Consider the following 21,957-nt stretch of genomic DNA (forward strand, 5'->3'; position numbering starts at 1 on the left):
CCCGGCCAACGCGGCGTCGCGGTTCTGTCGGACCCGTGGCCTACGGTCGGCGCAGGAGACGGAGGAGCCGATGACGAACGACGCACCGCCCGGCCCGATCACGGTCGACGAGATCCNCCGGGTGCCGAAGGTCCTGCTGCACGACCACCTCGACGGCGGGCTGCGGCCGGCCACGGTGGTCGAGCTCGCCGACGAGACCGGCTACCGGGACCTGCCGTCCACGGACGCGCACGCGCTGAGCACCTGGCTGCGGGGAGGGGCGCACAGCGGCTCGCTGGTGCGCTACCTGGAGACCTTCAGTCACACCGTCGGCGTGATGCAGACCCAGGAGGCGATCCGGCGGGTGGCGCGCGAGTGCGCCGAGGACCTCGCGGCCGACGGTGTCGTCTACGCCGAGGTGCGGTTCGCTCCCGAGCTGCACGTCGAGCGGGGCCTGTCGCTGGACGCGGTCGTCGAGGCCGTCCTCGACGGCTTCCGCGCGGGCGCCGCCGGTACGCCGCTGCGCATCCGCGCGCTGCTCACCGCGATGCGTCACCAGGCCCGTTCGCTGGAGATCGCCGAGCTTGCGGTGCGCTGGCGGGACGCCGGGGTGGTCGGTTTCGACATCGCCGGCGCCGAGGCGGGCAACCCGCCGACCCGGCACCTTGACGCCTTCCAGTACATCCAGCGGGCGAACGGGCACTACACCATCCATGCGGGCGAGGCGTTCGGGCTGCCGTCGATCTGGGAGGCGGTCCAGTGGTGCAACGCCGACCGGCTCGGCCACGGGGTGCGCATCGTCGACGACATCACGGTCGATCCGGACGGTAAGGCGATCCTCGGGGATCTCGCCAACTACGTGCGCGACGTCCGGGTACCGCTGGAGATGTGCCCCACCTCGAACGTGCACACGGGCGCCGCGCCGAGCATCGAGCGCCATCCCATCGCCCTGCTGCGTCGGCTGNACTTCCGGGTCACGGTGAACACGGACAACCGGCTCATGAGCGACGTGTCGCTGTCGAGCGAGTTCGCGACGCTCGTCGACGTCCACGGCTACGACTGGTCGGACATCCGCTGGCTCACCCTGAACGCGATGAAGTCGGCCTTCCTGCCCTTCGACGAACGTCTCGACCTGATCAACGATGTCATCAAGCCCGGCTACGCGCCCTACGTCCGTGAGGAGCTCGCCCGATGAGCACGAGCGTGGCAGGAACCGAGCCGCCCGGCACCCAGGCGGCGCCGGCCGGCCCGATCCCGAACCGGCCCGCCCCCGCGGCCCCCGCGGCCCCCGCCGCCCCCGTGGCCGCCGTGGCCGGAGCCGACGGCCGGGCGCGTTGCCCGTGGGGCCTGTCGGCGCCGGAGTACGTCGAGTACCACGACCAGGAGTGGGGCCGCCCGGTCCGGGACACGGTGGGCCTGTTCGAACGCCTCACCCTCGAGGCGTTCCAGTCCGGGCTGTCGTGGTTGACGATCCTGCGCAAGCGGCCGGCGTTCCGGTCGGCCTTCGCCGGGTTCGACCCGGGGGTGGTCGCCGGGTTCGGGGCCGCCGACGTCGAGCGGCTGCTCGGCGACGCCGGCATCGTGCGTAACCGCCGCAAGATCGAGGCCACGATCGTCAACGCCCGGGCGGTGCTCGCCCTCGACCGGCCGCTGCCCGAGCTGATCTGGTCGCACCGGCCGCCGCGGCGAGCCAGGCCGGCCACCCTCGCCGACGTCCCGGCGAAGTCCGCCGAGTCGGTGGCGCTGGCGAAGGGGCTGCGCGCGGCCGGCTTCGTGTTCGTCGGCCCGACCACCGCCTACGCGCTCATGCAGGCCTGCGGTCTCGTCGACGATCACCTGGCGGACTGCTGGGTGCCGCACGTGCCCGAGTAACCACATCTCGGGGTGGGGTCGGCCCGGGTCGGATCAGGTGGGGAAGCCGGCGAGGACGTCGGCGGAGGCGGACAGCCCGAGGCGGGTCGCGCCGGCCTCGATCATGGCCATCGCCTTCTCCGCCGTCCGGATGCCACCGGAGGCCTTGATCCCGAGGCGTCCCCCCACCGCTTCGGCCATCGCCCGCACCGCCCGCACGCTGGCTCCCCCGGNCGGGTGGAATCCGGTCGACGTCTTGACGAACTCGGCCCCGCCGGCCTCCGCCGCCCGGCAGGCCGCGATGATGTTCGCATCGGGCAGCAGCGCCGTCTCCAGGATCACCTTGAGGATCACGTGCGGCGGCACCGACAGGCGGACCTCGGAGATCTCGGTCTCGATCGCCCGCCAGTTCTCGTCCATCGCGTTGGCGATGTCGATGACCATGTCGATCTCGGTCGCGCCGTCCGCGACGGCCCGACGGGCCTCCTCGGCCTTGATGACGGTGAGATGCGTGCCGTGCGGAAAACCGATCACCGAGGCGACGGCGAAGGCGGGCTCGGCTTCGCGGCTGCCGCGGTACGTGCTCGCCGCGGCGAGGTAGACGTGGGTCGGGGCCACACAGACCGCGCCGACGCCCAGCTTGGCGGCCTCGGCGCACAGCGCGAGCACCTCCTCGTCGGTCGCGGCCGGGGCCAGCAGCGTGTGGTCGATCAGCCGGGCGACCTCGGCCCGCCGCAGGGTGGGCCGGGCGCCCTCGGCCGAGGTGGGGGAGCCGTCCCCCGGTTCCTCGGCGGGACGGTCGGGTCCGGCGGGATCGGTTGTCATACGTTGCATCATTGCCGATCCCGTCCCGCGCTCGAGGAGTCAGTCCGTGCATCTGCACGTCGTGGACCATCCCCTGGCGGCCTCGTCGCTCACCGTGCTCCGTGACGAGCGCACGCCGCGCTCCCGTTTCCGGCCGACCCTGCACGACCTCGCCACGATGCTGGTCTACGAGGCGACGCGGGCGCTGCCGACCATGCCCGTGACGGTGACGACGCCGCTGGCGNCGACGACCGGGGTGCGGCTGGCCGCCGAGGTGGTCCTCGCCCCGGTGCTGCGCGCCGGCCTCGGCATGCTGCCCGCGGCGCTCGACCTGCTCCCCGACGCCCACACCGCCTTCATCGGCCTGGCCCGGGACGAGACCACGCACCGACCCGCCGTCTACCTGGAGGCGGTGCCCGCCGACCTGACCGGCCGGCCCGTGCTGCTGCTCGACCCGATGCTCGCCACCGGCGGTTCGGCGTTGCACTGCCTGCGGCTGCTGCTCGACCGCGGGGCGCGGGGCATCACGGTCGTCGCGGTCGTCGCGGCGCCGGAGGGGCTGGCGGCGCTGGAGTCCGGCCTGCCGGCCGCGGCGGCGGCGGAACTGACGGTGGTGACCGCGGCCGTCGACGAGCGGTTGAACGACACCGCCTACATCGTCCCCGGGCTCGGCGACGCCGGCGACCGGATCTACGGCGAGATGTGAGGCGCTGTCGGCGGTCGGCCTGGGAGCGCGATGCGCGGTCCGGCGGTTATCCGAGGCGGGCGATCAGATCATCGATGGCAACGGTCAGCTCGGCCAGCCGGGACCGGGCCCGCTCGCGGGCCGCCGCGACGGCGGTGGCCGCGCCGGCCGCCACCGGCTCGACAACCTCGAGATACACCTTCAGCTTCGGTTCGGTCCCGCTCGGCCGGAAGGTCACCCGGTCGTCGCCGAGGAACAGGACGAAGACATCGGCCGCCGGCAGGACGCCCTCCGCCGGCAGGACGCCCTCCGCCGGCAGGACGCCGTCGCTGAGCAGGTCGCGCCGGCCCGTCACCGCGCGGTCCGCGAGCCGCGGCGGGGGCTGCGAGCGCAGCCTCCGCATCGCCGTGGCGATCCGGGTGACGTCGGTGAAGCGGACCGAGCGCTGCCCGGTCTCGTGCACGCCGATCCGCGCCGCCAGCTCGTCGAGAAGATCCAGCAGGGTCCGGCCGCGCCGCTTCGCGGCGGTGGCGATCAGCGCGACGGCCAGCGCCGCGGTGATGCCATCCTTGTCCCGCACCAGATCCGGGACGAGGGCGTAGCCGAGCGCCTCCTCGTAACCGAAGACGAGCTCCGGATCCGCTCGCATGATCCACTTGAAGCCGGTGAGCGTCTCGCGGTAGGTGACACCGGCGCACCGCGCCAGCGCGCGCAGGCCGGACGAGCTGACCAGGGTGGTCGCCACCGGGCCGGGCCGGCGGCGGAGCACCTGATCGGCGAGGAGCAGGCCGATCTCGTCGCCGGTGAGCAGCCGTCCGCCCACCGCGACGGCGCAGCGGTCCGCGTCGGGGTCGGTCGCCAGCACCAGATCCGCGCCGATGCGTTCACCGAGAGCCAGCGCCCGGTCCATCGCGCCCGCCTCCTCCGGATTCGGCCAGGGGACGGTCGGGAAGTCCGGATCGGGCGCGGCCTGCTCGTCGACGAGTGTGGCAGCCGCGAGCCCGGCGGCGGCGAAGACGGCGGCGAGGGTCTGGGCGCCGACCCCGTGCAGCGGGGTGTACGCGACGATCGCCTGCACGGGTTCGGGCTCACCCGGGTCGGCCGTCGGCGCCGAGTCGGCCGTCGGTGCCAGGTCGAGGACCGCCGCCACGGCGGCGTGGACGTAGTCCTCGACGATCCGTCCGTCGAGCCGGCGCCAGGTCTCGGCCAGCGGGATCGCGGCGGCCGGACCGGCGGCGGCGATGCGCCGTTCGATGTCGGCGTCGGCAGGGGCGACGAGTTGCGCGCCGCGTCCCGGGTCCGGTTCGGCGCCGCCCAGGTACACCTTGTAGCCGTTGTCGGCGGCCGGATTGTGGCTGGCGGTGACCATCACACCGGCGTCGGCCCGCAGGTGACGCACGGCGAAGGCCAGTACCGGTGTGGGCAGCGGCCCGGGCAGGACCAGGGCCCGCAACCCGGCCCCGGCGACGACCCGCGCGCTGTCCAACGCGAACGCCTCGCTGCGGTGCCGGGCGTCATAGCCGATGACGACCAGGGCAGCCGCGGCCGGGTTGCCGCCCCCCGCCCCTGGCCCCGAGCCCGTCGCCGCCCCTGAGCCCGCCGCCGTGGCACGCAGCCAGGCGGCCAGGCCTGCGGCGGCCCGGCGCACCACGGCCGTGTTCATTCCGCCGGGCCCGGCGCGCAGCGGCCCGCGCAGCCCCGCCGTCCCGAACCGCAATGGCGCCCGAAACCGGTCGTCGAGTTCGTCGAGCGCCGCCGGGTCGCGGACGGCCTCGGCGCACAGCCGGGTCAACTCGGCCCGGTCCGCGGCGTCCGGGTCGTCGGCGAGCCAGGCCCGGACCCGTCCGGCCAGCGGATCGGGCAACTCCGGCGGCAGGGCGGTGGCCGGCACCGTCACGATCTCGCCGTCCCTAGAGGCGGGCAGCGACGTCGGCGAGCAGGACCCCCATGCGCTCCGCCGCAGCCGCCCCGGCGGCCAGCACCTCCAGGTGGTTCAGCGGCTCCCCGGTCATGCCCGCCGCGAGGTTGGTCACCAGTGACACGCCCAACACCTCGGCGCCGGCGGCCCGGGCGGCGATCGTCTCGTGCACCGTCGACATGCCCACCAGGTCGGCGCCCAGCACCCGCAGCATCCTGATCTCCGCGGGCGTCTCGAAGTGTGGTCCGGGCAGGCCGGCGTAGACGCCCTCGGTCAGCGACGGGTCGACCTCGCGGGCCAGGGCGCGCAGCCGTGGCGAGTAGGCGTCGGTCAGATCGGTGAAGGCGGGTCCCACCAGCGGTGACCGCCCGGTGAGGTTGAGATGGTCGGCGATGAGGACCGGCTGGCCGATGGTCATGTCGGCGCGCAGCCCGCCGGCCGCGTTCGTCAGCACGATCGTCGACGCGCCCGCGGCGCAGGCCAGCCGCACTGCGTGCACCACCCGCGACAGTCCGTGGCCCTCGTACGCATGTACCCGGCCCAGGTAGACGAGCAGCCGGCGGCCGTCGAGGCGCAGCGAGTGGGCGACCGCCCGATGACCGGGCACCTCGGTGCCCGGGGGGAAGCCCCCGAGCTCGGCGAAGGTGACCTCGGTGACCTTCTCCGCCCGCCGCGCGAGCACGTCCGCGGCCGGGCGCCACCCCGAGCCCAGCAGAATCGCCACGTCGTGCCGCCCGGCCCCGGTCAGCTCCGCCAGCCGCGCGGCCGAGGCCGCCGCGTTCGGTTCCTCCGCCTGCTCCCGCACCCGGCGACTGTACGGGGTGCGTGGGGGAGACTGGCCTCCGTGCCCCTGTTGCCGTCCCACCGCCGGCTCCCGTCCGTGCCGCTGGAGTCCGGTGAGTTCACCGAGGTCGTGTTGCGTGGACGGCTGACCGACCCCGGCGGGCCGGGGCGGCTGACGTCGAAGGTGGAGACCTTCGTCGGCCACCGGGTCGGCGCCTCCCGGTGGATCGTGCTCACCGACAGGCGGCTCCTCGTCGTCGCGCCGTTCCCGCGAGAGGGCGACTGGTTCGACGTCGTGTTCGACCGTCGCGAGGTGAGCGCCTCCCGCGGGGTCAAGCATGGCGACGTCATCACGGTGGAACTCAGCACGCCCCGCGGACGCCAGGTCCTGCGCGTCCCGGCTCGGCTGCGGACCGAGGCCGGCCGCTTCATCCGCGCGCTGCGTCGCTAGTCGGTGGTTGCGCGTGCCGGACGACCGGGACCACCTTCTCGCGTGGGTGCGCGACCTGACGCGAGGCGCGGCGGCCTGACCGGACCGTGGCGACGCAGCGGCCGATAGGGTCGGGACGGGATCCCGCGGCGGGCGTGACGATATCGCCACAGCACAGGCGTGACACCGCGCCCGGTGGGCCGAACCGGACAGCGATGGGAACAACGGACCGATGACTACAACCCAGCCGGCCACCGGCAAGCTACCGATCCCGGAGCCGGGGGTCTCCGCGGCCAGTGGGCAGCGTACGGCCATGCGCACCCACCTGTGCGCTGACCTGCGGGCGGATCACGTCGGCCGGACCGTGTCGGTGTGCGGCTGGGTGGCGCACCGCCGCCAGCACGGGCAGTCGCTGACCTTCGTCGACCTGCGAGACCACTCCGGCCTCCTCCAGGTCGTCGTCGACGGATCCGTCGACGTCCGCTCCGAGTACGTGCTGCGCGTCACCGGCACGGTGGCCATCCGGCCGGAGGGCACGGCGAACCCGGCGCTGGCGACCGGGGAGGTCGAGCTGCGCGACTGCGCGGTCGAGGTCCTGTCGGTCGCCACCCCGCCGCCGTTCCCCCTCGACGACCGGGCCGACGCCGTCGACGAGTCCACCCGGCTGGCCTACCGCTACCTCGACCTGCGCCGGGAGCGGATGCAGCGCAACCTGCGGACGCGCTCCGCGGTGCTGGGCGCGATGCGCACCGTCCTGGCGCCACTCGACTTCGTCGAGGTGGAGACGCCGCTGCTGATGCCGTCGACGCCGGAGGGCGCCCGGGAGTTCATCGTCCCGTCCCGGCAGTTCCCGGGGAGCTTCTACGCCCTGCCGCAGTCGCCGCAGTTGTTCAAGCAGTTGCTCATGGTGGGCGGGACCGACCGCTACTTCCAGTTCGCGCGTTGCCTGCGGGACGAGGACCTGCGCGCCGACCGGCAGTACGAGTTCACCCAGCTCGACCTCGAGATGAGCTTCGTCGACCAGGACGACGTGCTCGACGTGATCTCCGCCGCGGTGCTGGCCGCGGCGCGGGCGGTGCGGACCGACGCCGTGCCGCCGATCGAACGGATCACCTGGCACGAGTCGATGAACCGCTTCGGTGTCGACAAGCCGGACCTGCGGTTCGACCTGGAGCTCGTCGAGCTCACCGCGATCTTCGCCGGCAGCGGCTTCAAGGCGTTCGCCGGCGCCGAGGCGATCAAGGGCATCCGGGTGCCCGGTGGCTCGGCCGCGCACAACCGGCGCCGATTGGACGATCTCACCACGCGGGCCAAGTCGCTGGGGGCCAAGGGCCTGGTGTGGATGCGGGTGGGCGCCGGTGGCGCGCTGGAGTCGCCGGTGGCGAAGTTCCTCTCGGCGGACGAACTCGCCGGGATCGTCGCCGCGACCGACGCCGTCGAGGGCGACCTGCTGCTGCTGGTCGCCGACGAGTGGGCGACCACCTGCGAGGTGCTCGGGCAGCTCCGCAACGACCTTGGCCGCCCGCCGGCCGGGCAGGGGCCGCTGCGGTTCGTGTGGGTGGTGGACTTCCCGCTGTTCGTCGGCATCGACCCGGCCACCGGGCGGCCGAAGCCCGGGCACCACCCCTTCACCCGCCCGCATCCCGACGACATCGCGAAGCTCGAGAGCGAACCGCTCGCGGTGCGCAGCCGCGCCTACGATCTGGTGCTCAACGGCTGGGAACTCGGGTCCGGTTCGATCNGGATCCACGAGAGCGCCCTGCAGCAGCGCATCTTCGGCCTGCTCGGGATCACCCCCGAGGAGGCGAACGCACGGTTCGGCTTCTTCCTCACCCCCTTCGGCTACGGCGCGCCGCCGCACGGCGGTTTCGCGGTCGGCATCGACCGGTTGGTCGCCATCCTGGCGGGTGAGGAGAACATCCGTGAGGTCATCGCCTTCCCGAAGACCCAGTCCGGTCTCGACCCCCTGACCGGGGCTCCCACCCAGGTGACCGACCGTCAGCTTCGTGAGCTGGGCGTACGGGTGATTACCCCGGCCACCCCGGCCACCCCGGCCACCCCGGCCACCCCGGGCGGTGATCGGGGGTAGGAACGGCTCGAATGGGTAATCAGCTCCTGCTGTCCGTGAGCCGAGCGGAACGGTGACGGCTGCCCGACACCGGCATCGGCCCCGATCCGAGGAGCCCAGGTGCAGATTCCCTTCTCGTCCTCGACGAGCTCCAGTCTCGGCATCGAGTGGGAACTGCAGCTCGTCGACCAACAGTCCCGCGAGCTGCGCGGGGAGGCCACCGTCATCCTCGACGAGCTGCGGGCGAAGGCCGGCGAGCGGGAGGCGGCGAAGGCGAAGCACGAGCTGTTCGAGTCGACCGTCGAGGTCATCACCGGAGTCTGCGGATCGGTGGGGGAGGCGACCGCCGACCTGGCCGGCACGGTGTCGCTGCTGCGCGACCTGGCGGAGCGGCGCGGGGTCGGCCTGATGTGCAGCGGTACCCACCCCATCAGTGACTACGCCGGGCAGCGCATCACCGACGACAACCGGTACTCGCGGCTGGTCAGCCAGATGCAGTGGCTGGCCCGCCGGCTGCTCATCTTCGGCGTCCACGTCCACGTCGGGGTCCGGTCCCCGGACAAGGCCATGCCGATCATGAACGCCCTGATGGTGTACATCCCGCACTTCCTCGCCCTGTCCGCGTCGTCGCCGTTCTGGCTGGGCGGGGACACGGGCCTGGCCTCGTCGCGATCCCAGGTGTTCGCCAGCCTGCCCACCGCGGGCCTGCCCTACCCGCTGGAGGACTGGCCGCGGTTCGAGTCCTTCATGGAGACGCTCATCGCGGCGGGGACGATCGAGACGATCCGGGAGGNCTGGTGGGACATCCGGCCACATCCCAACTTCGGCACCGTCGAACTGCGGATCTGTGACGGGCTGCCGACGCTGCTGGAGGTCGGGGCCGTTGCCGCCCTCGCGCAGTGCCTCGTCGACCGGATGAACACCCAGATCGACCGCGGGTACCGGCTTCCCACGCCGCAGCGGTGGCTGGTGCAGGAGAACAAGTGGCGGGCGGCCCGTTACGGCCTCGACGCGCAGATCCTGATCGACGGTCGCGGCGGGGTGCGGTCGGTCCGCGACGACCTCGTGGACCTCGTGGAGGATCTGCTCCCGGTCGCCCACCGGCTGGGCTGCGCGCAGCAGCTCGCCGACGTCCTGGTGATCCTCGAGACCGGGGCGAGCTACACCCGGCAGCGGGCGGTGGCCCGGCGGGCCGATGGAGATCTCACCCGAGTCGTCGATACCCTGCTGGAAGAGATGAATACCGGCCGTCCGGTCGTTGACCGCTAGGTGCGTCGGCGCGGCCCCGACGGCCCGGTATCCGCACACGGCGCGCGTCAGGGCCCGCGCGACGCCCGCAGGGAGGAGCCCGGCCGGCAGATGGAGGCCAACGAGACCGCGGCGGTCGCCCGCTGGGTGACCGCGCATGAATCCGAGCTGGTCGCGTTGCGCCGTGACCTGCACGCCCATCCCGAGCTCGGCCGGCAGGAACAGCGTACGGCCGGGCAGGTGGAGGCGAGGCTGCGCGCCGCGGGGTTGTCCCCGCAGCGGTTGCCGGACGTGCCCGGGCTGTGGTGTGACATCGGGGTCGGGGCGGACCGCGATCCGGCGGCCCCGGTGGTGGTCGTCCGGGCCGACCTGGACGCGCTTCCGCTGCCGGACGTCAAGGACGTCGCGTACCGCTCGACGGTGCCAGGNGTGGCCCACGCCTGCGGGCATGACGTGCACACCACCGTGGTGTTGGGCGTCGGTCTGGCCCTCGCCGAGTACACGCGCACGACCGCGCTGCCGGGCACCGTGCGTCTCGTCTTCCAGCCGGCCGAGGAGCTCATGCCCGGCGGGGCCCTGGACGTGATCGACGCCGGCGTGCTGAAGCCCGCCTCGGCGGCGATCGCCGTGNACTGCGATCCCGCGCTGGACGTGGGCACCATCGGGCTGCGAACCGGGCCGATCACCTCCGCGGCCGACGCCATCGAGATCACGATGGCGGGGCCGGGTGGCCACACCTCGCGACCGCAGAACACGGTCGACCTGGTGTATGCCCTCGCCCGGCTGGCTGCCGACATGCCGGCCGCGCTCGGCCGGCTGGTCGATCCACGGTCGGCGTTGTCCCTCGTCTGGGGGCAGGTGCAGGCCGGCACCGTCGCCAACGCCATCCCCCGTACCGGGCAGCTACGCGGGACCATCCGCACGCTGTCCCGGGAGACCTGGGAGTCCGTTCCCGCCCTCGTGACCCGGGTCGCCGAGCAGCTCGTCGCCCCCTACGGCGCGCAGATCGTGGTCGACTACCGGCGCGGTGTGCCTCCCGTCGTCAACAGCGCGGACGTCGTCGACGTGTTCCAGAGCGTCGTCGACCGCACCCTCGGCCACGGCGCGTCCACCACCGTCGCCCAGTCCCTGGGCGGGGAGGATTTCGGCTGGTATCTCAACCACGTGCCCGGCGCGCTGGCCCGGTTGGGTACCCGCGTTCCGGGGGGCCCCACCTACGATCTTCACCAGGGTGCCTTCGACGTCGACGAGCGCGCTGTCGGCATCGGGGTGCGGCTGCTGGCCGGCGCCGCCCTGGAGCTGCTACGCCGCCCACCGGCCTCCTCCTGACCGCGCTCTGCCGGCTAGGCCGTCGGCCGGGAGCGGAGCTCCTTGACGTAGTCGGCGGGAGCCCCTGCCTTCTCGGCGGAATCGGCGATCATGTCGAGGTACCACCGGGAGGGCAGGCCACCCTCGTAGGAGTTCAGCACATAGGTCCAGGCGAGAGCCTCGCCGTCCAGAGTGGACACCCTGACGCGGATGCGGGTGTACAGGCCGGTGTCCGCGCCCTCCCACACGTCGAGCCGCTCCAGGTCATAGCGGTCGAGGTCGTACAGCAGCACGTACGCATGGCTGCCGGGGGACTCGACGATCGTGGCCAGCGCCCCGTCCCAGCCCACGTTCTCACCGCCGAAGGTCAGGCGCCAACCGTTGATCCATCCAGTGCCGGTGACGGGCGAGTGGGGGGCCCNCTCCTTCATCTGCGCCGGGTCGAGATTGCCGGCGTACGCCGCGTACAAGGTCATCGTCGTCTCTCGGGGTGACGGTGCGTGGCTATAGCTGCTATTTCCGTTTCAAAGTCGGAAGAAGGGTGTCTCGTGGACTTCGCGCCTGTCGGCATCCGTCTGTGATCCTACGGAGCTCTCCGCACCGGGAGGAGCGCAGCCGTCGGGGCGGGGGAAGATGAAAGGAGAAGATGTCGGATCGGGAGGGCACGTGACGCGCATCGTCATTCTCGGTGGAGGGCCTGGCGGCTATGAAGCGGCGCTCGTGGCAGCGTCGCTGGGCGCGACGGTCACGGTCATCGACTCGGATGGGATCGGCGGCGCCTGTGTGCTCACCGACTGTGTTCCTTCCAAGACGCTGATCGCGACGTCGGAGACTATGACCAATCTCGCACTGGCGCCGGGGCTCGGTATCCGCCCGCACGGACTTGGTGCGGGGACCGAACCGGTGCTGCCCGCGGTGGCGTGGGGCATGCGAAGCGGCCTGGACGCGGGTGTCCCCCCGCTCACGCCGCCGGAGGTCGTCAGCGTCGATCCGGAACAGGTGTACGAAAGGGTCCGGGAACTCGCCAAGGCGCAGTCCCTGGACATCGAACGCCGCCTCGAGCGGGAAAAGGTCGAAGTGGTGCACGCGGCCGGCCGGCTGGTCGGGCCNCATGCGATCGAGACGAACACCGGTGAGACCTTCGTGGGCGACGTGATTCTTATCGCAACGGGGGCGAGCCCACGGGATCTTCCGACCGCCCGCCCGGACGGTGAACGCATCCTCACCTGGCGCCATCTCTACGATCTCAAGGAGATTCCGGAGCATCTGGTCGTCGTCGGCTCCGGCGTCACCGGCGCCGAGTTCGNCAGCGCCTACCGGGCGATGGGCGCCGAGGTCACCCTCGTCTCGTCCCGCGAACGGGTCCTGCCCGGCGAGGACCCGGACGCGGCGCGCGTCATCGAGGATGTGTTCGTGCGGCGCGGCATCGAGGTGCTCAACCGCTCGCGCGCCGCCTCGGTCCGCCGCATCGGCGACGGCGTGATCGTTGAGCTCACCGACGGCCGCACCGTCACGGGAAGCCACGCTCTGATGGCAGTCGGGTCCGTTCCCCGCACGAAGGGGCTCGGCCTGACCGATGTCGGTGTTCGCCTCGGTCCCGGCGGGCACGTGAACGTCGATCGAATGTCGCGCACCTCCGTGCCCGGCGTGTATGCGGCAGGCGACTGCACCGGCGTTCTGCCGCTCGCGTCGGTAGCCGCGATGCAGGGCCGGATAGCAATGTGGCATGCCCTCGGGGAGGCGGTGAGCCCGCTGCGACTCGGGACCGTCTCCTCCAACATCTTCACCGAGCCGGAGATCGCCACGGTCGGAGTCACCCAGGTGATGAAGGACACGGGTGCCGTCGCGGCAGAGGTGACCACTGTGCCACTCTCGCGTAATCCTCGCGCGAAGATGATGGGGATCGAGGACGGTTTCGTCAAACTGTTCTGCCGGCCGGGTAGCGGCAGTGTCCTCGGTGGTGTGATTGTCGCCCCGCGCGCGTCGGAGCTCATCCTTTCTGTCTCGCTAGCGGTCGAACATGGTCTCACCGTCGACCAGATCGCACATACCTTCTCCATCTACCCCTCNTTGTCCGGCTCGATCACCGAGGCCGCCAGGGTTCTGCGTCCTCGGGACTTCTTCGCGGGCTTCGACAGCGCAGGGTGAAACCGACCTCGGCCGGCGTCGACCTTCGGTGGAGTGATGGCCGCGGCGGCTCCGGCCGGCGCGTCATCGGCCGGCGCGTCACCGGCCTGCGTCAGCCGTGCTTCCGGCGAGCTACCCGTGGCAGGTGGCGCAGTGTATTCGTTTGCTGAATTCTGGAAGGCGAATGATCCGGGCGGAGGATCCGGCGGGGCAAAGGACGCTGATGCCCCGGATCCGGCTGCCGCGGCTGCGGCTGCGGGCGTGCCGAGGCCGGCATACTGGAATCGCCGTTCGTGCCCTGGGTGGCGGATCTCGACGCGAGTGACTGCCTACGGCTCGACGTACAGATCGCGCGGGAGATCGCGCGCTGGGAGGCCGCCCGGCTGGTCATCCGGGCGAGCCCGGAAGGGCGCACATATCAGGTCGGCCCGGAGCNCCATGACCAGGAATGATCAGTTGCGGGCGCCGATCAGGCGGGGAACCGAGCGGCGTCGATGGCTACTCGTCATCTTCCTCATCGTGCGGCGGAAACACCGGTGGGAAGCCGTGTTGCTCCAGCCGCCGGTTCCGGAAGAATCCGCTGGTGGCGAAGCCCAGCCCCGCCCCGGCGACCAGGAGGAACGCGACCGTCGCCGCGCGGACGACCGCCCCGCCCGGAAGCAGGGCGAAGATCACGGCAAACGGCAGCATCAGAACGAAGGGGCGTGCCGCCTGCCGCATCCGCCAACCAGGGCCGGTCAGATCCCGGGAGATCCACGCGTTGTAGGTGGGAGGAAGCGTCCCACCGAGGAGATAGTGGACACGGCCCGTCAGCGGTGGCTGTTGCGCCACCGCCGGCGGCGCTGCCGTCCCCGTGTCCTGTCCGCGCACCGTTGCGCTGTCTTCACCGCCGTCCATACCCGCAGCTTACGAAGTCGACGGCCGGCAGGAAGACAGCCGACGGGCGGAGAGCCAGATCAGTCCTTGATCTCACAGAGGACGGCACCACTTGTGACCACCGCACCTACGGCAGCGGCCAGACCGGTGACAGTGCCGCCGCGGTGAGCGTTGATCGGCTGCTCCATCTTCATCGCTTCCAGCACGATGATGAGGTCGCCGGCGGCGACCGTGTCGCCGTCGGCGACAGCAACCTTCACGATGGTGCCCTGCATGGGACTGGTCAGGGCGTCACCGGTCACCTTGGCGGCCGCTGCGCCGCGGGCCGACCGTTTGGGCGCGGCGCCACGCGACGCGGTCGACGTCGAAGTGGCGCCGAGCCCGGCCGGCAGCACGACCTCGAGACGCTTGCCGCCCACCTCGACGATGACCGCCTCCCGCGGCTCGGGGGTGGTGTCGACGTCCGTGCCGCCGCTGAAGGCGGGGATGGTGTTGTCGAACTCGGTCTCGATCCAACGGTTGTGGATGCGGAACGGCTCCGCGGCGTCGTCGGGAGCGAAGGCCGGGTCCCGCACGACCGCACGATGGAACGGCAGCGCCGTGGCCATGCCGTCGACAACCATCTCGTCCAGCGCGCGCCGGGCACGCTCCAGCGCCTCCTGGCGGGTGGCGCCGGTGACGATGAGCTTGGCGAGCAGGGAGTCGAAGGCGCCCCCGATCACGCTGCCGCTCTCGACTCCGGAGTCGAGACGCACGCCCGGACCGGCCGGTGAGACGAACGTGGTCACCGTTCCCGGAGCAGGAAGGAAGTTGCGGCCCGGGTCCTCACCGTTGATCCGGAACTCGATGGCGTGGCCGCGGGGAGCGGGGTCGGTGAAGTCGAGTGNCTCACCCTCCGCGATCCGGAACTGCGCGCGGACGAGGTCCACGCCGGACACCTCTTCGGTCACCGGGTGCTCGACCTGGAGCCGGGTGTTCACCTCGAGGAANCTGATCATGCCGTCGCGGGCGACCAGGAATTCCACGGTCCCGGCGCCGACGTAGCCGGCCTTCTTGCAGATCGCCTTGGACGCCTCGTAGAGGGAGGTGAGCTGCTCCGCGGAGAGGAACGGCGCCGGCGCCTCCTCGACGAGCTTCTGGTACCGCCGCTGCAGCGAGCAGTCACGGGTGCCGACGACGACGACGTTGCCGTGGCTGTCCGCGAGGACCTGCGTCTCCACGTGCCGGGGCTGGTCGAGGTAACGCTCCACGAAGCATTCGCCCCGGCCGAAGGCGGCGACCGCCTCCCGGACCGCGCTGTCGAACAGTTCGGGCAGTTCCTCCGTGGTCCAGGCGACCTTGAGCCCGCGGCCACCGCCGCCGAACGCGGCCTTGATGGCGACCGGCAGGCCGTACTGCTCGGCGAAGGCGACGACTTCATCGACGCCGGCGACGGGATCCGCGGTGCCCGGTGCGAGCGGCGCGCCGACGGCCAGCGCGATGTGGCGGGCCGCGGTCTTGTCCCCGAGGCGGCGAATGGCTTCGGGCGGCGGACCGATCCAGGTGAGGCCGGCACCGATCACAGCCTCGGCGAAATCCGCGTTCTCCGAGAGGAAGCCATAACCAGGATGAACCGCATCGGCCCCGGACGACTTGCAGGCATCGAGTATCTTGTCGATGCGTAGATAGGAGTCGCCAGGGGTCGTACCACCCAGCGCGAATGCCTCGTCGGCGACGCGCACGTGCAGTGCGTCGATGTCCGGTTCGGCGTATACTGCGACGCTCGTGTATCCGGCGTCGCGGCATGCACGGGCCACCCGAACCGCAATCTCTCCCCGGTTAGCAATGAGGATCTTACGCACGTTGCTCCCGTCCTCGTCCGGCCTGCCTGAAGTCTAGGCGAGTCGGGCCGCACAGTTCGCTCTCGTTGTGCCCGGATGTGATGCCACAGACATCCCGGCGTCATCTATCTGTTCGGTTACCAGCCAGCCCGGGTGCGTACACCCGGGCTCATCCCGGAGCGTCGCCACGAACCCGCTCCGGTGGCGAGTGGGCGACGCAGTGCCTGAGTGGGATCCGCCCAGGCCGAGCGGACGGGAGACGGACTTTCCACCGGGACCGCGCGNGCTGCCAGAAGCGCGACCACCGCGGCAATCTCTTCGGGTGTCGCGTTCCCACGGATCAAACGCAGCCGGGGCGGGCTGGCCTGTCCGTCGTCGTCCTGGGTCACGGTCCTCTCCTCACTCGACTTCCGGCCACGCGCCGTGCGCGGCCTGCCGTCCATCGTCGTCCCTCGTCGCTCGTCGCGTCGCTCGTCCAGCGGGTGCGCACGTGGGAAGCGGACCGACTGCGTGCCGGCGAGAGTCCGGGGCCGAACTACAGCGGGATGTTGNCGTGCTTCTTCGGCGGCAGGGACTCGCGCTTGGTACNCAGCAGGCGCAGGGCCCGAATGATCTCTCGGCGAGTCTCGGACGGGTTGATCACCGCGTCGAGGTACCCACGTTCCGNCGCGATGTACGGAGTCGCGAAGTGATCGTTGTAGTCCTGGATGAGCTCCGCCCGGCGGCTTTCCGGGGACTCGGCCTTGGCCAGGTCGCGCCGGTAGATGATGTTCACAGCCCCGCGGGCACCCATGACGGCGATCTCGGCGGTCGGCCAGGCGAGGTTGATGTCGGCCCGTAGATGCTTCGACCCCATCACGTCGTACGCGCCGCCATACGCCTTCCGGGTAATGACGGTGACCTTGGGAACGGTCGCCTCGGCGTAGGCATAGATCAGCTTGGCGCCTCGACGGATGATCCCGTTCCATTCCTGGGAGGTACCGGGCAGGAAGCCGGGCACGTCGACCAGGGTCAGCACCGGGATGTTGAAGGCGTCGCAGGTCCGGACGAAACGGGCGGCCTTCTCGCTGGCGTCGATGTCGAGGGTGCCGGCGAACTGCATCGGCTGGTTCNCCACGACCCCGACCGATCGGCCGTCCACCCGCCCGAAGCCGACGATCAGGTTCTGGGCGAACTGAGCGTGGACCTCGAGGAAGTCCCCGTCGTCGACCAGACGCTCGATGATCTGGTGCATGTCGTACGGGGTGTTCGGAGAGTCCGGGATGAAGGTGTCGAGCTCGGGATCGATCTCGGCGGCCGGATCGTCCACCTCGTCGTAGCTCGGGGCGTCGTCGAGGTTGTTCGACGGCAGGAACGACAGCAGCGCCCGCGCGAGCTCCAGGCACTCCGTCTCGTCGGCGGCCTGGAAGTGCGCGACTCCGCTGCGTGAGTTGTGGGTGGCGGCGCCACCCAGCTCCTCCATCCCGACGTCCTCGCCGGTGACCTCTTTGATGACGTCCGGGCCGGTGATGAACATGTGGCTGGTCTGGTCGACCATCAGCGTGAAGTCCGTGATCGCCGGGGAGTACACGGCGCCGCCGGCGCACGGGCCCATGATCAGAGAAAGCTGTGGGACGACGCCCGAGGCCATGACGTTCCGATAGAAGATCTCGCCGTAGAGGCCGAGCGAGACGACGCCCTCCTGGATGCGAGCCCCGCCGGAGTCGTTGATGCCGACGACCGGGCAGCCGGTCTTCAGCGCCAGATCCATGATCTTGACGATCTTCTCGCCGAAGACCTCGCCGAGGCTCCCCCCGAAGACCGTGAAGTCCTGGCTGAACACGCAGATCTGGCGGCCGTCGACCGTGCCGTACCCGGTCACCACGCCGTCGCCGTACGGACGGTTGGCCTGGACGCCGAAGTCGTGCGCCCGGTGCCGCGCGAACGCGTCGGTCTCCACGAACGAGCCCGGGTCGAGGAAGGCCTCGATCCGCTCACGCGCGGTCATCTTGCCCTTGGCGTGCTGGGCGTCTACCGCCCGCTNAGACCCGGCATGGACCGCGTCTTCGTTCACGCGCCGCAGTTGAGCAAGTCGCCCTGCGGTGGTGTGCGGGTCGGGAGCAGAATCCTCGGCGGACGCGGGAAGAGCCATAGGCCGCAGCGTACGACCCCTGTGGGCTCACGTGCGCGACTGTTGTGGAGTTGATCTCATCGATTCGCCGGAATCTGGGGCTCGCCTCCGGTGGGCCGTATCGAAGGTCACAGCACCCCACTTCTGGTACCCCCGGTCGGGTAGTCGGAGCGCCCAGCACGTCGTCGCACTGGCCGACTCGTGGCATCCGGCGCAGATCGGNCGGAGTGAGCTTCGTCTCGCATCGTCCGGACCACAGTGGTGCCGATGCGCGCCCGGCGCCTGCGCGAGCGGGGCGGACCGCTCTGGCAGGCTGTCTGGCGTGAGCTCGACGCCGGACTCCGCTTCCGCGCAACCGCCCCAGAATTCAGCCGTGCCAGCCGTCGATGCCTTCCGAGGCCGGTCACCGAGCGCGGCTGGCGACCGGGGTCCCCTCGATGCCGCGCGGCTGACGGCCGCCGCGGCGGCGGCCGGGCTGGACCTGACCGTGATCCAGGAGATCGACTCGACCAACGCGGCCCTGGCCCGGATCGCGCGGGGGGAGACCAGCGATCCGGCTCTGGTCGGGCTCTCGCGGCAGTGGCGCGAGAGCCCGGGGCCCGGCCTCGCCCCCCTCGGTCGCGCCCCCCTCGGTCGCGGTCTGGTCCTCGCCGCGGAACGGCAGACCGCCGGGCGTGGGCGTCTCGACCGCTCCTGGGTGTCCCGACCAGGCGCCGGTCTGACCGTCTCCCTGCTCATCCGGCCGCGGACCGCGGTTTCCCGGCTCGGCTGGCTGCCGATGGTCGTCGGGACGTCGCTGGTTTCCACGGTCCGAGCCGTCGCCGGAGTGCCCGCCGTTCTCAAGTGGCCCAACGACGTCCTGGCCGAGGGCGGGAAGCTTGCCGGCATTCTGGTGGAGGTCGTTCCGGTGCCGGCGTCCGCGCCCTCGGTGGTCATCGGATTCGGGCTCAACGTCAACGCGGAACCGGACGAGTTGCCCGACCGGTCCACGAGCCTGCTGCTCACCGGCGCACACCCGGCCGCCCTGGACCGGACCGAGCTACTCGCGCGGATCCTCGACGGGCTCGTCAACGCGCTCGCCGCCTGGGAGGCCGATCCCCAGGCGGCCCGCGCCGCCTACCTGGCGGTGTGCGCGACGATCGGCCGGGAGGTCCGCGTCGAGCTCCCGGACGGCTCGGCCGACACCGGCAGGGCAACGGATGTCGATCTCGAGGGACGGCTTGTGGTGGCCGGTCGTGCTTACAGCGCCGGGGACGTCGTCCACCTGCGGTGACCGGCGAGGAGGGCGTGTTCCGACCGCCTGCCGACGGCCGGTGACGGACCCGGGTGTGGCCTGTCGGTGCCGGATGCGACGATCGTCACCGTGGCGTTCCCCGACGACATCCTCACCCAGGACGAAGAGGTTGTCCTGCATCTGCACCCGCACTGGGTCAGCCTGATCGTTCCGGCGCTCTGGACGGTGGTGGCTCTCGTCTTCGCGGTGCTGGGCGTCTTCTTCGCGCCCGGTGGCGTGCTGCAGAAACCCGTCCAGTACCTGGTGCTGCTCCTCNCTCTCGGCGCGATCGCCTACCTCGGGGCGCTGCCCTGGCTGCGCCAGCTCACCACCCACTACGTCGTCACCAGCCACCGGCTCGTGATCCGGGAAGGCCTGATCACCCGCGCCGGGCGGGACATCCCGNTCGCCTGGCTGGTCGGTGCGACGGTGCAGCAGAACGTCATCGACCGCATGCTGGGGTCGGGCAGTCTGATCGTCGAGACGGCCGGTCAGCGCGGCCGGGTCGTTCTGGCGTGCATGCCGCACGCGGAGCGGGTCCAGGAGACCCTCGCGGAGCTCTCGGCGCCGTACCGGCCGCGGAGCTACCCCGACTACTGAGACCACCTCGCCGACCACCTCGCCACAGGTGTTCCTCAGATCGGGTCGTACTCGCGCCACCAGGCCAGGAGCCGGCCCGCATCGGGATCCTCGGTGGCGAAGCCGATCAGCTCGTCGTCCACGGTCCAGAACACCGCGAACCGGCCCGCTGCGGCCGAGCAGAGGAAGGTGCCGCGGCGCCGCGCGCTGTGGGCCCAGCGTTCGACGCTGGTCTGACCCCGGGCGCAGTCCCCGGCGTCGGTGAGCTCCGCCGACCGACGTGCGACGTCGCCCCGCAGCGCAGCGGCGTCCCGGTACCGGAGGACCGACAGCCGTGCCGGCGCCGGGGCCTCGGTTGCGACCCCGGGTGCGCAGGTCAGCGCCGCCGCCACCCCGTCGCCGTCACGGGAGGCGGCCCGGCAGTCGGTGACCGCGAACGGCCGTAGCGAGGCCAGCAACCGGGCGTCCGCCGGATCGAGCGTCACGCTCGGCGCCGGGCTCCCGACCGTGCCGCCGCCGGAGCGGCCGGAACTCGAACCGGCGGTGCTCGGGGCGGGCCGGACGGTCGTGGCGTGATCCGAGCCGCCGCTCACCAGCAGCCCGACGGCGACGCCCGCACCGATGACGATCGCGCCGGCGAGGCCGCCCACAACGGCTCGCCGCCGGCCGCCACCGGTGCCCGCAGCGCGGTGATCCCCGCCCTCGACCGGCGCCCCCCCCGGGTCGTCGACCGGTTCCGGCGAGGTGCTCTCGTCGGAATCCTGCATGCGGCCCGCCCTCCCGAACCCTGTCACTCGGCGACGCTGTCAATCAGCGGCGCAGCGGGTCGAACGAGTGCCACCAGTCGTTCATGCGGGCAGCCGTCGGATCGTCGGCGGAGAAGGCGATGAGGTGGTCGTCGTACGTCCAGAACTCGTAGAACCGGTTCGCGAAGAAGTAGCAGAGGCGGTTGCCGCCGGTGGCCTCGGCCGGCGAGCTCCACCGTTCCGAGCTCTGCTGCCCGTCGTCGCAGTTTCCCTCGTCGGTGTAGAACGTCTCCCGGGCACCGATCTGTCGGTCCAGTGCGGAACGGTTCGGGAAGTGGAATGCGGTGACCTCCATCCCCGAAGGCGTCTTGCAGAGGAGGGTGGCGTCAGCGTAGGCGCTGTCGCTGCGCCCCGGATCGGCGCAACCGGTCATGACGGCGGGATTGAGCAGCGACCGCAGGACGTCCCGCGGATTGCCCCCGGCCCGGCCCGCCGTGCCCGGTGCGGCGGTGGCCGTCCCGGCGCCCGCGGGGCGTCCCTGGGCGGCGGCGGTGACCGACTCGCCGCCGCTGCCCTTGCCCCCGGTGAAGGCGAGGACTCCGAACACGATCACCAGGGCCAGCAGTAACCCGCCGCCCCCGATCAGCAGACGCCGGTCGACCAGCACCTTGTTCCGGTCGGCGTTCCGGTCGGCTCCGGTCCGGTCGGCTCCGGTCCGGAGGGCGCCCTCCCCGGCCCCGCTGGTCGCAGGCTCGGAGCTGTCGGCGCCCTGCGGCGGCAGTCCGGGCAACAGACCCGGCAGGGACGCCGAACGACCCCTGTCCGGGGCCGGCGCGGTGAGGGCGTTGGGAACGGGAAGGGCGTCATCGCGGCCGGGTGCCGCGACCGGGGGAAACCCGTTCGTACCGGCTTCCGCCGGGAACGGGCCGAACGACGCGGGACGGTGGCCTGGCACCGGACGGTACCCGCCGCCAGCCGGCGGCGGGTACCCGCTGATCGGCCCGGGCGGGGGAAAGCCGCCCGGGGGACCGCCGCCGCCCCAGGCAGCGCCGGCGGTCCTGGAAGCGTCGAACGCGCTCGCCTCAGGAACCACCGTCCCGGCAGCGCTGGGCGCCCCCGGGGCGGGGCCTGGGCCGGCCGGCGTGTCGTGGGCGCCGCCGGTGGGTTCGGTGGCCCCACCTCGAGCCCCGAACGGCCCGAGAAAGGCCGTGTCGCCGTCGCCGCCCGGGCGCCCCCCAGGAGCGTTTACCAGGGGGACGGGCCCGGGCTGGGGGCCGGCGGGCGGCCGGACGCCGGGGCGTCCGGGGGAGGTCGAGCCGGGTGGGGTCAGACGGTAGGCGAGGTCGCTGTCG

Annotated in this window: 15 protein-coding genes and 22 pseudogenes; 21 read left to right on the forward strand and 16 right to left on the reverse strand. The window is 71.9% G+C overall.

Annotated elements, in window-relative coordinates; genetic code table 11:
- Positions 1–117: 117 nt before the first annotated feature.
- From FF86_RS10110 to FF86_RS10115, 3 genes and pseudogenes are all read left to right on the forward strand, one after another.
- Positions 118–943: pseudogene (locus tag FF86_RS10110) on the forward strand (adenosine deaminase); the annotation flags it as partial.
- A 1-nt stretch (position 944) separates the two neighbouring features.
- A pseudogene (locus FF86_RS45055) lies at positions 945–1,174 on the forward strand (adenosine deaminase); the annotation flags it as partial.
- Entirely contained in the window at positions 1,171–1,851 is a 681-nt protein-coding gene (locus FF86_RS10115) for a DNA-3-methyladenine glycosylase I (RefSeq protein WP_236705592.1), read from the forward strand. The pseudogene FF86_RS45055 and the gene FF86_RS10115, both read left to right, overlap by 4 nt.
- 33 nt (positions 1,852–1,884) lie before the next feature.
- Here FF86_RS10115 and FF86_RS45060 read toward each other — a convergent pair.
- Both FF86_RS45060 and deoC read right to left on the reverse strand, forming a co-directional pair.
- A pseudogene (locus FF86_RS45060) lies at positions 1,885–2,063 on the reverse strand (2-deoxyribose-5-phosphate aldolase); the annotation flags it as partial.
- A gap of 1 nt (position 2,064) precedes the next feature.
- A pseudogene (gene deoC, locus FF86_RS10120) lies at positions 2,065–2,667 on the reverse strand (deoxyribose-phosphate aldolase); the annotation flags it as partial.
- A 34-nt stretch (positions 2,668–2,701) separates the two neighbouring features.
- On the opposite strand from deoC, the gene FF86_RS45065 reads away from it, so the two are divergent.
- On the forward strand, positions 2,702–2,878 hold a 177-nt coding region (locus FF86_RS45065), incomplete at its 3' end, for a uracil phosphoribosyltransferase (RefSeq protein ID WP_304438123.1).
- Between the two features lies 1 nt (position 2,879).
- A pseudogene (gene upp / locus FF86_RS10125) lies at positions 2,880–3,340 on the forward strand (uracil phosphoribosyltransferase); the annotation flags it as partial.
- A gap of 46 nt (positions 3,341–3,386) precedes the next feature.
- On the opposite strand, the gene FF86_RS10130 reads toward upp, so the two are convergent.
- A complete protein-coding gene (locus FF86_RS10130) occupies positions 3,387–5,216 on the reverse strand; it encodes a phospho-sugar mutase (protein WP_044884272.1) in 1,830 nt (609 codons plus the stop codon).
- Positions 5,217–5,229: 13 nt separating this feature from the next.
- Positions 5,230–6,042 (reverse strand): purine-nucleoside phosphorylase, encoded by an 813-nt coding sequence (locus FF86_RS10135; RefSeq protein ID WP_044884273.1) that lies wholly within the window; start codon positions 6,040–6,042, stop codon positions 5,230–5,232.
- Positions 6,043–6,081: 39 nt separating this feature from the next.
- Here FF86_RS10135 and FF86_RS10140 point away from each other — a divergent pair, with 39 nt between their 5' ends.
- The 8 genes and pseudogenes from FF86_RS10140 to FF86_RS45095 form a co-directional block, all read left to right on the forward strand.
- Positions 6,082–6,471 (forward strand): hypothetical protein, encoded by a 390-nt coding sequence (locus FF86_RS10140; protein ID WP_044884274.1) that lies wholly within the window; start codon positions 6,082–6,084, stop codon positions 6,469–6,471.
- Positions 6,472–6,682: 211 nt separating this feature from the next.
- Positions 6,683–8,191: aspartate--tRNA ligase (aspS, locus tag FF86_RS10145; protein WP_242418484.1), on the forward strand; the 1,509-nt coding region annotated here is incomplete at its 3' end.
- A gap of 1 nt (position 8,192) precedes the next feature.
- Positions 8,193–8,539: pseudogene (locus FF86_RS45070) on the forward strand (amino acid--tRNA ligase-related protein); the annotation flags it as partial.
- A gap of 99 nt (positions 8,540–8,638) precedes the next feature.
- Positions 8,639–9,311, forward strand: a 673-nt coding sequence (locus FF86_RS45075) for a YbdK family carboxylate-amine ligase (RefSeq protein ID WP_242418485.1), incomplete at its 3' end; no start/stop codon positions are given.
- Position 9,312: 1 nt separating this feature from the next.
- A pseudogene (locus FF86_RS45080) lies at positions 9,313–9,787 on the forward strand (glutamate-cysteine ligase family protein); the annotation flags it as partial.
- A gap of 90 nt (positions 9,788–9,877) precedes the next feature.
- Positions 9,878–10,194: pseudogene (locus FF86_RS45085) on the forward strand (amidohydrolase); the annotation flags it as partial.
- 1 nt (position 10,195) lies between these two features.
- Positions 10,196–10,396: pseudogene (locus FF86_RS45090) on the forward strand (M20/M25/M40 family metallo-hydrolase); the annotation flags it as partial.
- 1 nt (position 10,397) lies between these two features.
- Positions 10,398–11,095 (forward strand): annotated as a pseudogene (locus FF86_RS45095) (M20/M25/M40 family metallo-hydrolase); the annotation flags it as partial.
- 14 nt (positions 11,096–11,109) lie between these two features.
- Here the strand turns inward: FF86_RS45095 and FF86_RS10160 are convergent.
- A partial coding sequence (locus tag FF86_RS10160; protein WP_255355748.1) for a gamma-glutamylcyclotransferase occupies positions 11,110–11,495 on the reverse strand: 386 nt, incomplete at its 5' end.
- Positions 11,496–11,740: 245 nt separating this feature from the next.
- Between FF86_RS10160 and FF86_RS45100 the strand changes: the two genes are divergently transcribed.
- From FF86_RS45100 to FF86_RS62125, 4 genes and pseudogenes are all read left to right on the forward strand, one after another.
- Positions 11,741–12,183: FAD-dependent oxidoreductase (locus FF86_RS45100; RefSeq protein WP_242418486.1), on the forward strand; the 443-nt coding region annotated here is incomplete at its 3' end.
- Position 12,184: 1 nt separating this feature from the next.
- Positions 12,185–12,380: pseudogene (locus tag FF86_RS45105) on the forward strand (FAD-dependent oxidoreductase); the annotation flags it as partial.
- Between the two features lies 1 nt (position 12,381).
- Positions 12,382–13,143: pseudogene (locus tag FF86_RS45110) on the forward strand (FAD-dependent oxidoreductase); the annotation flags it as partial.
- Position 13,144: 1 nt separating this feature from the next.
- A pseudogene (locus FF86_RS62125) lies at positions 13,145–13,222 on the forward strand (hypothetical protein); the annotation flags it as partial.
- A 477-nt stretch (positions 13,223–13,699) separates the two neighbouring features.
- Here the strand turns inward: FF86_RS62125 and FF86_RS10170 are convergent.
- The 9 genes and pseudogenes from FF86_RS10170 to FF86_RS45150 form a co-directional block, all read right to left on the reverse strand.
- Complete coding sequence (locus FF86_RS10170) at positions 13,700–14,071, reverse strand: DUF5313 family protein (RefSeq protein ID WP_242418487.1); 372 nt, start codon at positions 14,069–14,071, stop codon at positions 13,700–13,702.
- Between the two features lie 86 nt (positions 14,072–14,157).
- The coding region (locus tag FF86_RS45115) for a biotin/lipoyl-containing protein (protein WP_242418488.1) at positions 14,158–14,963 on the reverse strand (806 nt) is incomplete at its 5' end.
- A gap of 1 nt (position 14,964) precedes the next feature.
- Positions 14,965–15,066 (reverse strand): annotated as a pseudogene (locus FF86_RS45120) (hypothetical protein); the annotation flags it as partial.
- Position 15,067: 1 nt separating this feature from the next.
- Positions 15,068–15,918, reverse strand: a pseudogene (locus tag FF86_RS45125) (biotin carboxylase N-terminal domain-containing protein); the annotation flags it as partial.
- 116 nt (positions 15,919–16,034) lie between these two features.
- A pseudogene (locus tag FF86_RS45130) lies at positions 16,035–16,181 on the reverse strand (acyl-CoA carboxylase subunit epsilon); the annotation flags it as partial.
- Between the two features lies 1 nt (position 16,182).
- A pseudogene (locus FF86_RS45135) lies at positions 16,183–16,340 on the reverse strand (acyl-CoA carboxylase epsilon subunit); the annotation flags it as partial.
- Positions 16,341–16,486: 146 nt separating this feature from the next.
- Positions 16,487–16,563: pseudogene (locus FF86_RS45140) on the reverse strand (hypothetical protein); the annotation flags it as partial.
- A gap of 1 nt (position 16,564) precedes the next feature.
- A pseudogene (locus FF86_RS45145) lies at positions 16,565–17,009 on the reverse strand (carboxyl transferase domain-containing protein); the annotation flags it as partial.
- Between the two features lies 1 nt (position 17,010).
- Positions 17,011–17,919: pseudogene (locus FF86_RS45150) on the reverse strand (acyl-CoA carboxylase subunit beta); the annotation flags it as partial.
- 461 nt (positions 17,920–18,380) lie between these two features.
- Here FF86_RS45150 and FF86_RS10185 point away from each other — a divergent pair.
- The 4 genes and pseudogenes from FF86_RS10185 to FF86_RS45165 form a co-directional block, all read left to right on the forward strand.
- The gene (locus tag FF86_RS10185) at positions 18,381–19,280 is read left to right on the forward strand and encodes a biotin--[acetyl-CoA-carboxylase] ligase (RefSeq protein WP_044884283.1); all 900 of its coding nucleotides are present in this window, start codon (positions 18,381–18,383) and stop codon (positions 19,278–19,280) included.
- 66 nt (positions 19,281–19,346) lie between these two features.
- Positions 19,347–19,556: pseudogene (locus FF86_RS45155) on the forward strand (PH domain-containing protein); the annotation flags it as partial.
- 84 nt (positions 19,557–19,640) lie between these two features.
- Positions 19,641–19,685, forward strand: a 45-nt coding sequence (locus FF86_RS65765) for a hypothetical protein (RefSeq protein WP_396229828.1), incomplete at its 3' end; no start/stop codon positions are given.
- A gap of 1 nt (position 19,686) precedes the next feature.
- Positions 19,687–19,880 (forward strand): annotated as a pseudogene (locus FF86_RS45165) (PH domain-containing protein); the annotation flags it as partial.
- 35 nt (positions 19,881–19,915) lie between these two features.
- Here FF86_RS45165 and FF86_RS10195 read toward each other — a convergent pair.
- Positions 19,916–20,626, reverse strand: a complete 711-nt coding sequence (locus tag FF86_RS10195) for a hypothetical protein (RefSeq protein ID WP_236705596.1) — start codon at positions 20,624–20,626, stop codon at positions 19,916–19,918.
- 43 nt (positions 20,627–20,669) lie between these two features.
- The gene (locus tag FF86_RS10200; RefSeq protein WP_044884284.1) at positions 20,670–21,560 is read right to left on the reverse strand and encodes a hypothetical protein; all 891 of its coding nucleotides are present in this window, start codon (positions 21,558–21,560) and stop codon (positions 20,670–20,672) included.
- Positions 21,561–21,957: the final 397 nt, after the last annotated feature.

The organism is Frankia sp. CpI1-P (genome assembly GCF_001421075.1).
Classification (GTDB): domain Bacteria; phylum Actinomycetota; class Actinomycetes; order Frankiales; family Frankiaceae; genus Frankia; species Frankia torreyi.

Excerpts from the sequence above, each read along its gene's own strand:
- FF86_RS10115 (WP_236705592.1), top strand. The coding sequence starts at position 1,171 with ATGAGCACGAGCGTGGCAGGAACCGAGCCGCCCGGCACCCAGGCGGCG.
- FF86_RS10195 (WP_236705596.1), bottom strand. The coding sequence starts at position 20,626 with ATGCAGGATTCCGACGAGAGCACCTCGCCGGAACCGGTCGACGACCCG.